The sequence below is a fragment of the Limnoraphis robusta CS-951 genome, assembly GCF_000972705.2.
Genome location: NZ_LATL02000005.1, coordinates 1 through 15,692, shown reverse-complemented (window position 1 = coordinate 15,692; position 15,692 = coordinate 1). Strand labels below are relative to the sequence as shown.

15 protein-coding genes and 2 pseudogenes are annotated in these 15,692 nt (G+C 40.4%); 7 read left to right on the top strand and 10 right to left on the bottom strand.

The window, feature by feature from the left end:
• The 3 genes and pseudogenes from WN50_RS00445 to WN50_RS00435 all read left to right on the top strand — a co-directional run.
• A pseudogene (locus tag WN50_RS00445) lies at positions 1 to 312 on the top strand (hypothetical protein); the annotation flags it as partial.
• 94 nt (positions 313 to 406) lie between these two features.
• Positions 407 to 655, top strand: a complete 249-nt coding sequence (locus WN50_RS00440) for a hypothetical protein (protein WP_049557335.1) — start codon at positions 407 to 409, stop codon at positions 653 to 655.
• 1 nt (position 656) lies between these two features.
• Positions 657 to 1,232 carry a hypothetical protein gene (locus WN50_RS00435; RefSeq protein ID WP_049557332.1) on the top strand — a complete coding sequence of 192 codons (576 nt, stop codon included), beginning with the start codon at positions 657 to 659 and terminating at the stop codon, positions 1,230 to 1,232.
• 3,056 nt (positions 1,233 to 4,288) lie between these two features.
• Here the strand turns inward: WN50_RS00435 and psb35 are convergent.
• Positions 4,289 to 4,522: a photosystem II assembly protein Psb35 gene (psb35, locus tag WN50_RS00415; RefSeq protein WP_407659748.1), complete on the bottom strand. Its 234-nt coding sequence runs from the start codon at positions 4,520 to 4,522 to the stop codon at positions 4,289 to 4,291.
• Between the two features lie 148 nt (positions 4,523 to 4,670).
• Between psb35 and WN50_RS00410 the strand changes: the two genes are divergently transcribed.
• The gene (locus tag WN50_RS00410) at positions 4,671 to 4,874 is read left to right on the top strand and encodes a DUF751 family protein (RefSeq protein WP_046278634.1); all 204 of its coding nucleotides are present in this window, start codon (positions 4,671 to 4,673) and stop codon (positions 4,872 to 4,874) included.
• Between the two features lie 343 nt (positions 4,875 to 5,217).
• Here WN50_RS00410 and WN50_RS37250 read toward each other — a convergent pair.
• Both WN50_RS37250 and WN50_RS00405 read right to left on the bottom strand, forming a co-directional pair.
• Positions 5,218 to 5,541: pseudogene (locus WN50_RS37250) on the bottom strand (histone deacetylase); the annotation flags it as partial.
• Between the two features lies 1 nt (position 5,542).
• On the bottom strand, positions 5,543 to 6,336 hold a 794-nt coding region (locus WN50_RS00405), incomplete at its 3' end, for a histone deacetylase family protein (protein ID WP_235440782.1).
• Positions 6,337 to 6,389: 53 nt separating this feature from the next.
• On the opposite strand from WN50_RS00405, the gene WN50_RS00400 reads away from it, so the two are divergent.
• Positions 6,390 to 6,896 (top strand): hypothetical protein, encoded by a 507-nt coding sequence (locus WN50_RS00400; RefSeq protein WP_046278632.1) that lies wholly within the window; start codon positions 6,390 to 6,392, stop codon positions 6,894 to 6,896.
• 14 nt (positions 6,897 to 6,910) lie between these two features.
• Here WN50_RS00400 and WN50_RS00395 read toward each other — a convergent pair whose 3' ends face one another.
• Entirely contained in the window at positions 6,911 to 7,390 is a 480-nt protein-coding gene (locus tag WN50_RS00395) for an MEKHLA domain-containing protein (RefSeq protein ID WP_046278631.1), read from the bottom strand.
• A 191-nt stretch (positions 7,391 to 7,581) separates the two neighbouring features.
• Between WN50_RS00395 and WN50_RS00390 the strand changes: the two genes are divergently transcribed.
• Positions 7,582 to 8,109, top strand: coding sequence for a pentapeptide repeat-containing protein (locus WN50_RS00390; protein ID WP_046278630.1), 528 nt, complete (start codon positions 7,582 to 7,584; stop codon positions 8,107 to 8,109).
• 3 nt (positions 8,110 to 8,112) lie between these two features.
• Here WN50_RS00390 and WN50_RS37245 read toward each other — a convergent pair whose 3' ends face one another.
• The 3 genes from WN50_RS37245 to WN50_RS00380 form a co-directional block, all read right to left on the bottom strand.
• Positions 8,113 to 8,169 (bottom strand): helix-turn-helix domain-containing protein, encoded by a 57-nt coding sequence (locus WN50_RS37245; protein WP_082172210.1) that lies wholly within the window; start codon positions 8,167 to 8,169, stop codon positions 8,113 to 8,115.
• Positions 8,170 to 8,172: 3 nt separating this feature from the next.
• Positions 8,173 to 8,796: an IS607 family transposase gene (locus tag WN50_RS00385; protein WP_046278629.1), complete on the bottom strand. Its 624-nt coding sequence runs from the start codon at positions 8,794 to 8,796 to the stop codon at positions 8,173 to 8,175.
• Positions 8,797 to 9,084: 288 nt separating this feature from the next.
• Positions 9,085 to 11,166 carry an elongation factor G gene (locus WN50_RS00380; protein ID WP_046278061.1) on the bottom strand — a complete coding sequence of 694 codons (2,082 nt, stop codon included), beginning with the start codon at positions 11,164 to 11,166 and terminating at the stop codon, positions 9,085 to 9,087.
• Positions 11,167 to 11,819: 653 nt separating this feature from the next.
• On the opposite strand from WN50_RS00380, the gene WN50_RS00375 reads away from it, so the two are divergent.
• On the top strand, positions 11,820 to 12,149 hold the full coding sequence (locus tag WN50_RS00375) for a four-helix bundle copper-binding protein (protein WP_046278066.1): 330 nt from the start codon (positions 11,820 to 11,822) through the stop codon (positions 12,147 to 12,149).
• Between the two features lie 38 nt (positions 12,150 to 12,187).
• On the opposite strand, the gene WN50_RS00370 is transcribed toward WN50_RS00375, so the two are convergent.
• From WN50_RS00370 to WN50_RS37235, 3 genes are all read right to left on the bottom strand, one after another.
• Positions 12,188 to 12,787, bottom strand: coding sequence for a diguanylate cyclase (locus tag WN50_RS00370; RefSeq protein WP_235440784.1), 600 nt, complete (start codon positions 12,785 to 12,787; stop codon positions 12,188 to 12,190).
• A 237-nt stretch (positions 12,788 to 13,024) separates the two neighbouring features.
• On the bottom strand, positions 13,025 to 14,456 hold a 1,432-nt coding region (locus tag WN50_RS37240), incomplete at its 3' end, for a PAS domain S-box protein (protein ID WP_425354768.1).
• Positions 14,457 to 14,927: 471 nt separating this feature from the next.
• A partial coding sequence (locus WN50_RS37235) for an ATP-binding protein (RefSeq protein ID WP_425354769.1) occupies positions 14,928 to 15,678 on the bottom strand: 751 nt, incomplete at its 3' end.
• Positions 15,679 to 15,692: the final 14 nt, after the last annotated feature.

Genomic DNA, 15,692 nt, shown 5'->3' with positions numbered 1-15,692 from the left:
TTGCTTTTGTATCCCTGGCGAACCTCAAAGACTGCTCCATTTGCTGGAACAGCAACAACCGCACTTGTTGCGGCTGAAAACGCATATAAAGCTTTTACTTTTGACATCAATCCCTTTTTAGTTTGGCTGGGAAATATTAAATGCAAAAACTATTCTGAGGAGCAAATCATAGAGATTCGTCATAGTGTTAATAATGCTCTTGTAGAATTTCAATCCTCTCTGGGAGAAGAACACTGGATACCTAACATATTTAATATTGAACGCTGGTGGTCTATTCAAACATTGAAAAAAATTTCGCCGAAAAAAATATAACGGAACTAAAATAGTTAGTATTGTTAACACTAATCTAGTCACTCTCAATACAAGCGGTTTAGATAACGAGGTTGCTTTTGTTACTGGTAGTAGAATGTTTGAATGTGAAATCAAAGTTGCTCATAAATTGCTTGCTGAAAATTTTATTAACCTTAAAATTGACAATGTTTTGTTAGCTGAGACTTACTTGCCGTCAACAAATTGGTTAGAATCTACAGTAATTAGTGAAAATATCAAATTAGCTAACAATCAAAATGTCACTTTAAAACTTAATAACTTTAATGATAATGATATTGTTTCTGCTACAATGATTTATACTGTTACTTTATTTATTGATAATTAAAATGATTATTGACGACATAGAAGGGGTAACTATATCAGTCCCAGTAATGAGCTTTATAAACAATGGGGTTGTTGAGACCAACTCCATTGAAATAAATTATAAAAACTTAATTCTTGATTACTATAATAATTTTTATTATGGGATTAAATTACTAGGGGGAAAAATAGCAGTTGAAAAATTGCAATTAAATTATCGGCTAACAAGTTTACCAAAGTCAAACAAGTATCTTGACAATCCGCCAACAGTAATCCAAAGTAGCTTAGATAAGATAGTTAATATCCTAAATTTTGAACAGGATTATAACAGAAGCACAGGTTATGCAGTAGAGTTAGAGATTAAAAATAATAATTATCTTATAAATAAATTAAACTTTTATAATTTTGGTTTAAATAACAACGAACTAGATATGATAACTCCCCATCTAACGGTTAATAGCGTTGACATTCCATCGGTGCTAGATACGCTGTCTTTTCAATTGTATAAACCTATTAACTTTAACCCATTAAGTAATAATTATTTTACGATATTTGGTAGCTTTATTTTCAAAGGTAAACTAGAAGTTCAAGGTATTAAATAATGGTTAGAGTTTCTTCGAGTTCTAGCACAACTACTGCTATCAGTAAACGCACTGGATTAAGTAGAGAAGAAATCGAAACAATGCGTAGAGAAGCTTACCGAGATAGTATTGAATCGCCGTCAAGAGAACAAGGGTTAGGCGCTATAAAACATCAACCCATTCAACAGCCCAAACAAGGGTTAGACCCATACAATCTTAAAAAAGATACTCCCAGACATTCTTTGACCAACCCAGTTATTAGAAAACTGCCTATATTCGTAGAGTTTGACGACAAAGGAATAAAGGGAGGGGGAATTAATGTTGGGATAGGTAGCATTTCAGTTGATAGAGACAAAAATCTTGGGATATCTGTAGGCATTCCTGGAATTGCAGATGCTGGGGTCAAAATAAACGACGAAGGAGNCTTAAAAAAGATACTCCCAGACATTCTTTGACCAACCCAGTTATTAGAAAACTGCCTATATTCGTAGAGTTTGACGACAAAGGAATAAAGGGAGGGGGAATTAATGTTGGGATAGGTAGCATTTCAGTTGATAGAGACAAAAATCTTGGGATATCTGTAGGCATTCCTGGAATTGCAGATGCTGGGGTCAAAATAAACGACGAAGGAGGCGGTGAAGTATCTTTACCAGGAGGGATTAAAATTGTCTTTAAAAAAGAAGGGTGTTTCACCGTTGAGACACGAACTATTTTTGGTCAATATGCAGGTTCTAATATCACAAAAGATCCTAGTTGCAATAGTAACGACGATGATGATAGTGGTGGCGGTAGTGACGAACCTAAACCGCCCCATTGTATTGGAAGTGACGGAAAACGAGGTACAGGCCCACCTAAGAACTTATTACCCGAATGTGCTGATGATGGTAAAGTTCATACTTTTTTATGGATAAGAAATGATCAATTTTCACATAGTTCTTATGGTGATATTTACAATTATGATACTGGTCTTTATGAAAGAGGAAGTCGGACTGTTGAAAGTTTTGCGGGTACAGAAAGCTTTGATTGTACGGCTTTGATGTATTACTCGGACAGTACAGAAATTCGTTTAAATAAGACAAATAGAATATATAATCCGCCTGTTGCTATTTCACCCAACAGCTTTGTAGGAACTTTTGCAGAATTTAAAGCACAGATTGTAACTTATCCTCAATTTTGGGAGTGGAAAAATGAAATAAACAACGAAGATGGAACNGTATTACTCGGACAGTACAGAAATTCGTTTAAATAAGACAAATAGAATATATAATCCGCCTGTTGCTATTTCACCCAACAGCTTTGTAGGAACTTTTGCAGAATTTAAAGCACAGATTGTAACTTATCCTCAATTTTGGGAGTGGAAAAATGAAATAAACAACGAAGATGGAACATATCTTAAAGAGTCAGGAAAAGCTTGGGTTACAGCCATAATTTGTGAACCAGGCTATGATTGCAATCCAACCGGGAATGAAGGATGCGATAATGACAGCAATGGCAGCAACAACACTGGAAATGAAGGTAAAAATAATCCCCCTAGAGCTGGAAAAACACCAGGTAAACCGAGTAAAAATAAGAAAGGTGACAATAATAATGGAGATGATGATATGAGTCAATGCTGCGAAGAAACGAAAGAGTTATTGTTATTAATCCTTGACCATGTTGGATACAATCTCTCACCTATTGAAGTCCCATCATCGTTGATAGATGATGACAACTCTGAACCGACAATCATCCCGAATATCCCATCATTTTTAATTTGGTGGTTTGGTAGGTGGGACGATGCCACAGGAGTATTTCCACAAGTAATAAATATTGAAGATAGCGATCCATTAGAAGCGGGGAATCAATCGGGGGAGCCTGTGATTCTAAGCAATCAAGCTGAAGCATTTAGCGAGTTATACGCTGAGATTATGATGGTACTACAACAACAACAAGTATTGTTAGAAGTGTGTTTTAAGGCATTACTAACAGAGGGATTAAACAGAGAGCAGGGAATGAGGTTAGAGTATCAAAATGATGCAATTATCGATTATTTAGGTTTCGGAGTTAAGGAAAAAAATAAACAGATTAAACAATTATTTAATCCTGTTACTGATTCTGAAGAATGGAGTGAGGTTTTAAGTGAAAAAGAAACTCCGGTTAGGGTTATTGAAATTGACGATAAAGCTAATCTTCAATTAACTTTAACTGAATTATTACAAGCAGCTTCAATTATTAGAGCTAAGTCATTTACCAGGATTAACCCCACTACTTTCGCTGAGGACACTAAAAAATCAATGACAGACTCTATTGGTTTGTTAAACCGAATAAACGGTATGATTAACACTCCTGAAAAAAGAGGTGATGGTTGGATGCAGTTCAAAAAGTGGGTAGATAGCCAGGTACCTGATTCAGACATAACTGATGAAGTAGACTACTGGACAAGGTAGGGAGGGAGAGATAAGGTTTTTCCCTATTAAATCAATTAATTGATTCAATAGGAGAAAAACTATTAGTCAATGAGTAACTTGAAGTCAACTTGACAAGTTTTCGTTGGGGTCTAGTTGAAGGTGGGACGTTGTTGCTAAAATGTGAGAGAGATACAACTTTCCCCTTCACCTTGCCTGATATCTGACAGACACTACCCTCAAACGAACGATGTCAATGTTGCGTAGCACCGTAGGCTTGACATTGACAGAGTGAGTGAGGGTANGGTTAAATGTTTGATTTGACAGGATTGCAGTATTGTGTTAGTTGACTAAAAAATCCTATCAATTGCTTGATGGACAGTTACTCACTTATTCAGTTAGACTTAACTCAATTGAGTAAAAAGTGAGTAAATCAATTAATAAGCTAAGTAAGTTTGTTGATTGAAAGTGTTGTAGGATAAGGGTTTTACGAGGCTAAATAAACACGCTCCCTGATCATTACTATAAACTGTTCACTGTAAAAACCCGGTTCCTGAACACTGTTGAGGGCGGGTTTATATAAGTTATCAGTCAGTGACATCAATAACTGCGGAACCCGCCCCTACGGTCACTGGTCACTGGTCACTGTAAACTGTAAAAGCTGGTCACTGGTTACTGTTCACTGTTCACTGTCTACTGACCGGGTTTATCCTTATCGGCATCGACTTTCGGAACCCAACCGGGAGCATCTGCATCTTCCCAACCTGCCGGACGCTTAGAATTATACCAGGCTATCGAACCAATAATCGTGGCTGCCAGGAATCCCGCAGCTAAAATTCCCCATAAAGCCCATTGTACATAGTTTTGATAAGCTACGTTTGTCGTGACTTCCATTAAAATACTCATACTGGCATCAACTTTGATCAATATTGCTAGCCTACCTAGATTACCACTTTCGTCTAACCGACTCAAATCCGGGGTAGGGGATCACATTGTCGGTTTTAATTGTATTGTTGAAACCGCAGACAACTCCTACCCCTAAAATATAAGATAACTTAATTAATCAAGCCGACCCATGAAAGAGTTTTTCGAGAACGTCTCCCGCTACCCCCGCTACTTTATCACCTTTACCCTGGGGATATTTTTCTTTCTGTTTGACAAGTTGAAGCCATACTTGGATAAACCCCTGACGGCGATCGCCCTTGTGGGTTTAATGGGAGGAATTTTTGCCTTTACGTTTTTTACTCTACGAGCTATGTTGGGATTAAGTCCAGTTTAGTTGGTGGCAACTGGCAATTTGCTAGAGATTGGGAGTCGGAATCATGGTCAAATAAACGCCGACTCCTAATTTCTTTCTTTTTGAACAATTGTGATTCAACAGCCCGAAAAAAGACGGAACGACTCGCTTTTTAGCGTTTTACACCCTGATTCTTACAAAAGCTACTCTTTTCGACTTCTCAGCCTGGAGAAAGGCTAATCCCTCTCAGTCTAAACTCTACACCCTGATCTGCCCCTGTTCAACCGAGAAGGGGTGAATCGCCGTTATTGATCAACCTTGTCTATCAAATTGTAAAACGCCGTCGCATTCTTGTCGAGACTCTAAGTTAACAATTGCTGATTGTTTATAATCGATACTGGCGATAGACTTGAGCGGCGGCTCGATATAAAATTGAATGACGATAGACTAAAGCACTCATGTCATCACAGTAGCCTCCCCCAATAATTCCCGCTACTGGATAGCCCAAACCCACACAAGTGCTAAGAACTTGCATTTCTCGTCGCCACAGTCCTGTATTGCTTAAAGCGAGTTTTCCTAAGCGATCTTCGGCATGAGTATCTACACCAGCATCATAAAACACGAGATCCGGTTGAACCTCTGATAAAATATCCTCTAAATACTTCCCCAAGGTTTGCAAATAGGCTTCATCTTCCATCCCCACCGGAAGNCCCACACAAGTGCTAAGAACTTGCATTTCTCGTCGCCACAGTCCTGTATTGCTTAAAGCGAGTTTTCCTAAGCGATCTTCGGCATGAGTATCTACACCAGCATCATAAAACACGAGATCCGGTTGAACCTCTGATAAAATATCCTCTAAATACTTCCCCAAGGTTTGCAAATAGGCTTCATCTTCCATCCCCACCGGAAGCGGTACATCTAAGTCACTTTTTTGTTTACGGGCAGGAAAATTGGCCTGACAGTGCATCGAAAAGGTAAAAACACTCGGATCATCTTGAAAGATAAAAGCCGTCGCATCCCCTTGATGAACATCTAAATCTACAATTAAAATTTTTTTCGCTAGTCCTAATTTTTGCATCGTGCGAGCTGCGATCGCGATATCATTGAAAATGCAGAATCCGGTTCCTAAGTTGGGGAAGGCGTGATGAGTGCCTCCGGCGGTATTGCAAGCCAGTCCATGAGAAAGAGCGAGTTTAGCCGTTAAAACCGTCCCAGCGACTGCAATACAAGTCCGGTTTGCTAAAGCGGGACTCCAGGGTAAACCGATGCGACGTTGGGCTTTTGGATCAAGGGTTCCCTGACAATAGGCTTGTACATAATCGCGATCATGGACTAATTCTATCCATTCTGGGGGCGGAAGTTCGGGGATGTGAACTTGAGAGGGTTCGATCACTTCGTCAGCCAGTAACATTTGATAGAGTAACCTAAATTTTGACATCGGGAAACGATGACCCGGTGGTAAAGCGGCGACATAATCGGAATGATAGACAATCGGTAAATCCATAATTGCGGTTAAAGGCTAGAGTAGAAATAGGTTACTGGGTTTGGAAAGTTATTATGACATCAACTATTATTTGGCAGCAGGGCAGCAGCAACCCGGAAAATGCTACTCACTTAGAAACCATTCGTCAGTGGTGGGCTGATCTTGCAGGACAGGAGATTAATTGGCAGCAGCGTTTAATTCCGGAAAATGGAGATTTAAGCCAGATTAATTGGGAGTCTCAAAAGTTCGATGAAGTGTTTATGATTGTTAATCCTCAATTGCGAGGAATTACGCTGTATTGGTATAAGCCGAAAAATGATCAAGAACGCAGTATTACAGCCAGTAAGTTGGAGTTAGATCCACTCTACAAACAATTATACATTTATTCTCAATCTCAAGCCAATATTGTGATTCGGGTAGAAACGCCTAAAGTGAAATATCAGAACATTGAGGTGAAAAATCCAGAGATTGCGGTGGGAAAAAATGGTACAATTCTCTTGAGAGATACTCAGCAGTTGTTAGAGATTAAAATTAGTCTCACTCCCGAAAAGTTAGAACAGTTGAAAGCCAAGTTAATGTAATTAGTCCGAACAATTCACAAAAATTGCCAGTGATCAAAAGTAGCGGCTTGACCCCAATATTGATAATTTTCATCGCTCAGATTCCAAATCGTTCCATTAGAAATAAAAAACTTTTTTCCAGTTTTCGACTGACGAATTCCGCTATAATTGTTCGTGTAGCCTTGGGTTTTAACTTGTTCAAGCATTTGCTGACGTTTGGTTACTTCTTCACTGTTGATCGCCGTTTTATACGACGGGGTTTGAGTCAATTCTTCCCAACTCATTTCCCACAATTCTAAAGCGGTGCGATTACCATAGTTAAAAATGGGATTTTCTTCTGTTCCATGAGAAACTAACACAAAAGGAGCGTTAAATAAGGCTTGAGCGATGTCTTCTGGGGTGCCATTGACATCAATTAACGTTTGACCTGTCCAATGTCTAAAACTGTTTAACAAACGTTGGCTATGAATAATAATATTGTCTTGTTTCCAGGGAGAATCGTTAAAAGAAGTCATAGTTCTTCAACGGACAAAATGAGCTAAAAACTGAAGAGTAATCATAAAAATAACCCAATCAATTTTATCACTTTTTCACGAAATCGGATCATCTATTTTTTTGAGTTGAGAAGAGTCCCGAAACCGATACAATGTGAAGGAATACCAGGTTATAACAGAATAGATCATCAGTCAGTCATTTTTAATTTTATATGACAAACGAGGAAAAAAATCCCACCAACAGCCCCATGAATGCAAAGGAACTGATCGAACGTTATGCCGCCGGAAAACGAGGTTTTGTGGGAGTAGAACTTCCGGGGGCAGAATTACAGGATGCTATTTTAACCAGTATATTATTATGGCAGGCAAATTTGCAAGGGGCAAACCTGACTCGAGCTAATCTTAAAGATGCTCATTTATTTGCTAACTTAAGTAATTCTAACTTATCTCAGATAGATCTCACCGGTGCCAAACTCATTTATGCCGATTTAAAAGCCGCTAACTTAACGCAAGCTAAACTGTTTAAAACCAATCTCAAAGGGGCTGATCTACGCGGTGCAAACTTAAATGAAGCCAAACTGATTTATACCGATTTAAGTGAAGCAGACTTGCGAGGGGCTAGCTTCAAAGGAACAATGTTGTATAAAGTGAATTTGCTGAAAACTAACTTAAAAGAAACTGATTTAAGTGAAGCTTTATTATTAGGAACTGAACTTTGGCCAGCCATTACTTCTTCTTAAGAATCAATCTTCTGCTAATGCCCAGTTCCAAACCCACCTAGAATATCCCGCGTGTCCCAGCCCTTAAGGTTCTTTGACGGTTGTTAAGTTTGAGTTTTGTTTGAAAGGCTCGTTGCATAGTTCTGGGTCATTCTTGATTTGAGTTTGATATTTTCTCAATCCATACAATCGACTAGAAAAACAGTGCAGTATTGCTAGAATGTCTTCGACCATTTCTTCTTGGGGGGAAAGTTCTTTTTCGTTGAGAACAATCAACTCACAGTTGTTCTGTTCACACAACCAGTTGAACAAATCGAACCCAAATCTAGCAAGTCTATCTTTATGAGCAACAACTACTCGATTCACTTCACCTTTCATTATTTGAGTTAGAAGTTCCAGTAATTTTTTGCGCTTAAAGTTCAACCCTCCACCAATTTCTTTAATGGTTTTTGCTTCTGGGTACAAAGCTTGCAATGCAGCAACTTGACGGTTTAAGTCGGGTTTTTGAGCATGGCTTGATACTCGACAATACAGCACGGTTTGTTTCGTGGGCAAGAAGCTTTGAGTATAGGATTCAACGTCATATCTACGTTGGCCTGATGGGGTTTTTATCGCTTGGATAATGCCTTTATTTTCCCATCTGGCTAACGTTCTGACGTTAACCCCCAGATACTCCGCAGCTTCTCTTGGTTTCAAATACTTTGTCACCTAGAACACGGTTTACAACATACTTATAGTATCGTTTTGTACCGTAAATTGTCAACTTAGTTACTGCTCTCTAAAATCGGCATCAAAAAGTTTGACAATTTGGGGTATTTTCAGTAGAATGGAAGAGGAAGCTTATCTGGGGTTACTTGAGTTCTCACTTGAATATTTGTTCAACATCGCTCCAAAAACCAGACCAGAGACCGGGGCGGGTTTATGTAAATTGTTGGTCAGATCGAGGGATTTTTGCCTCACCCGCCCCTACAGGCAAAAACTGTAAAATAGAGTTATTTAACCTTTGCCATTGCCGTTGCCATTGCCATTTTCAGAATGTCCATAAGTCGCGAGAACCTTTTCAGCTAACTTTTCAGGAACTTCTTGGAGATGATCATATTTCCAGTGAAAATAACCGACTCCCATTGTCAGCGATCGCAATTCTACAATCAAATCTTGCATCTCGGAGATCGCCAAATAGGCGGTAATTTTATCCCAACCCTTCCAACCGGTGATCACCTCATAATTTAACACCTGTCCGCGTCGTCCGGTAATTAACTGGAACATCTGGGAGGTAAACTCATTCGGTGCCGAAATTTCCACTAAAGCGATCGGTTCAAGTAAAATCGGATCACAGTTCATCATCCCCGTCTGCATCGCCAACCGTGCAGCCTGTTTAAAGGCCTGTTCTGAACTATCGACTGCATGATAAGATCCATTTGTGAGTGTTACCGCCACATCAACGACGGGGAACCCTAACGGCCCTTGTTGCAGGTATTCCCGCACACCTGTTTCCACACCGGGAATATACTGTTTGGGAACCACACCGCCGACAACGGTTTCGTTGAAGTTGAACCCTTCACCCCGTCCTAACGGTTGGATATCGAGATACACATCACCAAACTGTCCGTGTCCGCCGCTTTGGTGTTTGTAGCGTCCGTGAGAATGAGTGGTTTTGCGAATGGTTTCTTTGTAGGGAACACGGGGTAAATGGGTTGTCATCGCTAGATTATACTTGCGACGCAGCCGATCTAACGTCACTTGGATGTGAATTTCCCCTTGACCCCACAAGATGACTTCGTGAGTATCGCCGTGTTGCTCCCAAGCTAACGCCGGATCTTCTTCCAACATTTTACTTAAAGCACCCGTCAGCTTCACTTCATCTTTACGCTGCTGTGGAGCGATCGCTAAGGCAAAAACAGGCGGTAAAACTTCAGCTTTTGGTAAGGCTTTCACCTGTTGGGGTTCCGTTGAGAGGGTGTCTCCGGTTTGAATAGTATCCATCCGCGCTAACGCCACAATTTCGCCTGTTTTCGCTAACTGGGTGCTTTCAGTTTGTTGACCCATCAAACGGTACATACCCGCCGCCCGCACGCCGTTGAGAACAATGCCTTCGGTGAGTTCACCTTGCCATACCCGCACTAAGGAGAGTTTACCACCTTGAGGGGTATAATAGGTTTTCAACACTTGAGCAATCGGCAGATCCGCCTTGGGTTTGAGTCCGCGACGATGGGCGGTAACAAACGGTTCAGGGGCTTCTCGTACTAACGCATCTAACAAACTCCGCACACCATACTCCGCCTCAGCCGCACCGATAAACACAGGAACAATTAAATCAGCTCCCAGTTCCATTTTCAAGTCTTTGACAATTTCTTCTTGGGGCGGTTCAATGTCTTCTAAGAGTTCTTCTAAGAGATGATCATCAAAGTTGGCTAACTCCTCTAACATCTCTTGACGGGCGAGGTGTTCAGCTTCAGAGAGTTCATCGGGGAGTGCAACCGGATCAGAAGGCGCACCCGGATGATAATGATAGGCCTGTTCGGTAACAAGATCAATAAAGCCCACCAATTCTTGACCTTGGGCGATGGGGTATTGATGGGGAACAATGGGGCGAGAAGAAACGCTTTTTAGGGCGGCGAGAAGTGCGCTGTAGTTGCTGTTGCAGCTTTCTTCATCAGTAAACGCCCGATCCATTTTATTGATGAAAACCAGATGGGGAATTTCCCAGTCATCGAGGAATTTGAACAGGGGCGAAAGCGTTAAAATACGGTTGGTATCGGGTTCACAAACGATCACCGCTAACCCTGCCCCAACCAGGGCGTTATAGGTTTCTTGGGCAAATTCCACTGAACCTGGACAGTCGAGGAATGTAAAACGAATGCCGCCATACTGGGTACTAGCGGCATTGACTTCAACAGTCATATTGCGATCTTGGGCCTCGGGCGCTGTATCTCCAACCCGGTTATTATCTTTTGCGGTGCCTTTACGGGTGGTGACGCCTGTAACGTAGAGGATGCTTTCAAGCAGTGCGGTTTTACCACTAAGATAGGGGCCAACAATAGCGACATTACGGTTGTCTGAAGGGATATTTGTTGTCATCGTCTTGTCTCCTGTACTCGTCAAATGAATGAAAATGTGAGAATTACAAACAGAACTGTGGACGAAAGATTAAAAATTTAAGGATGTTTTCAGGTTTTTACTCGGGCTGAATTTGTAGAAAGAACAACATTTTGACCCTTGGATAAACGTTGAGTTTGGTCAATTCTTCTTTCGGTTGATCTCGAACTTACGGATAAGAATCGACTAAAAGGCTATCCAATCGAAGATGTTGGTGATTTTTAGCGATCGCTTCTATCTCGGCAATGTTCTATCCTCAATGCGTCTGAGATCGAGGTTCGCTACTGCTATATAATTTATAGTCTTTTGGTCGCGAGTTAACCACTGCTTAACTAAAAAATACAATATTTCTTTTCTGCAAGTTTTGTAACTGAATATTGCAAAATTTCGGGTGTTGAAGGCAATGGGGAGGTGGGGAGATGGTGACTGCTGACTGGTAGGGGCCATTGCCCTTACAACACTGGTGAGTTTGGGGGGCGGGTTTACAAAGGTAATTGAAAAGACAGACATCAATACGCAGGCACCTCCCGACAAGGCTGGTGACTGTTTATGTCTTTAGGAAGATGAGTAAAATTTTATCACTTTGGTAACTTGGGCTTAGTAAGAGCAAAAAATTTTTGATGGAGATTGAAAGAATGACTCAAAATATAAATCAATCAAGCCTAGAAATTGCTGTTCAATGTGCCTTAGAATGTGAACATTGCGCCGATCAATGTATTGGAAGTATGCCTGAATGCGCTCGTTTGTGTCGCGACTGTTCGCAAATTTGCTGGACGATAGCAGGTTTTATGGGTCGAGGTTCTAAGTTTATTGCTCAACTGTGTCGAACTTGTGCAGAAATTTGTGAAGCTTGTGCTAAAGAATGTTCCAAACATGATAATTCCCATTGTCAAAGCTGTGCAGAAATTTGTCAAAAAGCCGTAGAAGAATACCGCAAAATTGCAACGGTTGGTGCTGCGGTTTAATATTTCAGTGTAATCTAAAGAAGGGAAGGGGCCTTCTATCAAGTATAGACAACATACTGATTACGTCCCTGTTGTTTGGCAGTGTAGAGTAGTTTGTCCGCTTGAGCAATTAACACATCAGGTTGAGCTTGATAATCGGGAATTGTGCTGCTAATTCCCATGCTGATGGTCACAATATTACTCACTTCAGACTTTTGATGAAAAATAGCAAGATCATGAATGCTCTGCTGAATCTGTTGAGCAACAATAATCGCCCCTTCTCGGTTCGTCATGGGTAAAACAATCACAAATTCTTCACCGCCATAACGGGCGACTAAATCGGCTGGACGTTTTATAGTTCTTTTAATCGCTTGAGCAATTGAAATTAAACATTGATCACCTGCTTGATGCCCATAGTAATCATTATAAGCTTTGAAGTGATCGATGTCTAATAAAATTAGCGATAAAGGTAGTTGTTCCCGTGCTAAACGGAGCCATTCTTTCAGGAGATAATCATCAAAATAACGACGGTTCGCAATTTGAGTTAAGCCATCTGTATGGGCTAACAGTTCTAAGGTTTTATTAGCCTCTTGTAACTCTTTTTCAGCTCGAATGCGATCACGAAGTGCAGCTTGCTGTTCGCTAATATCCCGAATCATCATCAACACTTCATCATCATTGAGTTTAACAATCCGAATTTCTTCATAGCACAGTTCTCCATTGACTTTGATCACTTGTTCATAAATTTGCCGTTCACCTGTTTTTAACGCTTGGCGAACAGACCGCATTTGTTGATGAGCCAGAGGACAAGGTAAGGTTTTGTAGATCGATTTCCACATCTGGTATGGCACTGAACGATGTTCTCGGATGTTTTCGCTAAAACTAATACTAATACNTTTGCCGTTCACCTGTTTTTAACGCTTGGCGAACAGACCGCATTTGTTGATGAGCCAGAGGACAAGGTAAGGTTTTGTAGATCGATTTCCACATCTGGTATGGCACTGAACGATGTTCTCGGATGTTTTCGCTAAAACTAATACTAATACAGATTCCGTATCGATCCAGACGGATCAACAAATCAGGAATTGCTTTTAAAATTGCTCGTTGAGTAGCTGCACTTTGACAGAGGGCTTCTTCAATTCGTTTGCGATCGCTAATATTAACAATCTGAACAATCAGATAATGAGGGGATTTTTGAGTATCATACATCAGTGAAATATTCATCACGCCCCAAATCAGTTCTCCCGTTTTGGTAACAAATCGCTTCTCAATCTGATAGCCGGGAATTTCTCGGGCAAACATTTGCCTTGTCAACTGATGATCGATGCCTTGATCATCAGGATGAATCAAATCAGCGAGTTGGAGTGATAGTAGTTCAGTCTGAGAATATCCCAACATTTTAGCCAGGGCAATGTTTACATCGAGCAATTGCCCAAATAAAGAGACTAAACACATTCCGGCGGTGATCGTATCAAATGCGCCTCTAAATTTCTGTTCGTTGCGGCGCAAATCATCAGAAATTTGTTGACGAATCAGTTCATTATTTTTGCGATCGCTGATATCTTGATGAAAGCCGATCATCCGCAGAGGAGTAGCATCTTCAGTCCAAATGGCTTGTCCCCGTGCCAAAATCCATTTATAACTATTATCTTTGCAGCGTAAACGATATTCAATTTGATAATCAGGAGTTTGGTGTTTAAAATAATGCTCAAGAGTCATTAAAACCTGATCTTTATCATCAGGATGAAGAAGATATTTAAAACTTTCAAAGCGATTTTCTATCTCCTCATCGGTATAACCCAGCATTTGTTTGAGCTGGGTTGACATGAACACATCGCCTGTTTGTACATTCCAGTCAAAAATACCGTCTCCTGTTCCTTGAAGTAATAATTGCCAACGTTCTTCTTGCTGTCGTAATTGTCGGTTTTGGGCTTCGAGTTGTTGCAGGAGTCGTTGATGAGCCAGATGAAGCTTTATTCTCGCTAAAACTTCCTCTGATTCATAGGGTTTAGTAATATAGTCTGCACCCCCAACTTCAAAGGCTTTAACTTTATCTAATACTCTATCAAGCGCACTCAAAAAAATAATCGGAATGTGAAAAGTGTTCTCGTCTAATTTGAGCTGCTGACAAACGGTGTATCCATCGAGATCAGGAAGTTTGATATCCAGCATAATCAAATCAGGCGGATGCGCTAAAGCCGATTGAATAGCGAGCTTTCCTGTGGGTGCGATGCGGGTACGGTATCCTGTTGTTGACAAGATGTTTATTAATAAGTTTAAGTCAGCCGGACTATCATCTACAATCAGAATATCATGAATTGGAGACATAATACTTCTATTTCTTAACGAACTGAACGAATTAAATCTAGTATCCGGCTGTACTCAAACCGATCAGCCCATAAGGTTAGAGTCTCAGCTAGATGATTATTGGGGTTATTTAGTGACTGGATTGTTTGCTGAATAATCTGGGGATCGCCGAGTATTAGGGCGTCCTCAAGTTTTTTCAGGAGGTGATCAGGTAAATTGGCAACAGTTTGCCAACCATCTGTGTTGACAGCTATTTCACATTGTTCTGAGATACTTTCAGCATAGCTGTATTGCACCCCTAAATGCTGCTGTAGGGCTGTAAAGATTTCTAACTCTTCAAAGGGTTTATGGATAAAGTGATTAAAGCCGAGGGTTTGGTGATCTTCTGGCAATTGATTGGCAGAGATTGCAATAATTATAACTGAATTTGTTACATTTTGAAACTGTTCTTGCTGGCGAATTTGTCTTGTTGCTTGATAACCATCTAATACNCTGTAAAGATTTCTAACTCTTCAAAGGGTTTATGGATAAAGTGATTAAAGCCGAGGGTTTGGTGATCTTCTGGCAATTGATTGGCAGAGATTGCAATAATTATAACTGAATTTGTTACATTTTGAAACTGTTCTTGCTGGCGAATTTGTCTTGTTGCTTGATAACCATCTAATACAGGCATTCGTAAGTCCATCCAGATTAAATCAGGCTGCCATTGTTGCCAAAGGGTAATCGCTTCAGCCCCGTTTTCGGCTTCTTGTACAGCAAACCCTAGAGGGGTGAGGAGTTGAACTAATAATCGACGGTTAGCCGAATTATCATCAACAACTAACAGGCGGTAAGCAGGTTGTTCGGGTGCTAAACCGATAATTTTATCGATTTTCAAAGGCGATGTTTTTGAAGGTAATTTAAGGGTTTTAGCAGCAATATTAAATCTAAATATACTCCCGACATTCTGTTGACTGTCTAGGCTTATCTTACCCCCCATTAACTGCACAAATTCTCGACAGATAGTTAAACCCAGTCCAGTTCCATGTTGAATTTTTCGTCCGGCTTCTGTTTGATTAAATGCTTCAAATAGATGAGTTTGTTCTTCGGGTGCAATGCCAGCCCCTGTATCTTCTACTTCAAAATTTAACATCACAGGATCAGAACTTTCGGATGCTACAAAAACTCGCAGAGTAATAGATCCTTGTTTTGTAAATTTTACAGCATTACTCAACAGATTAATTAAAACTTGACGGAGTTTCATTTCATCGGTACAAA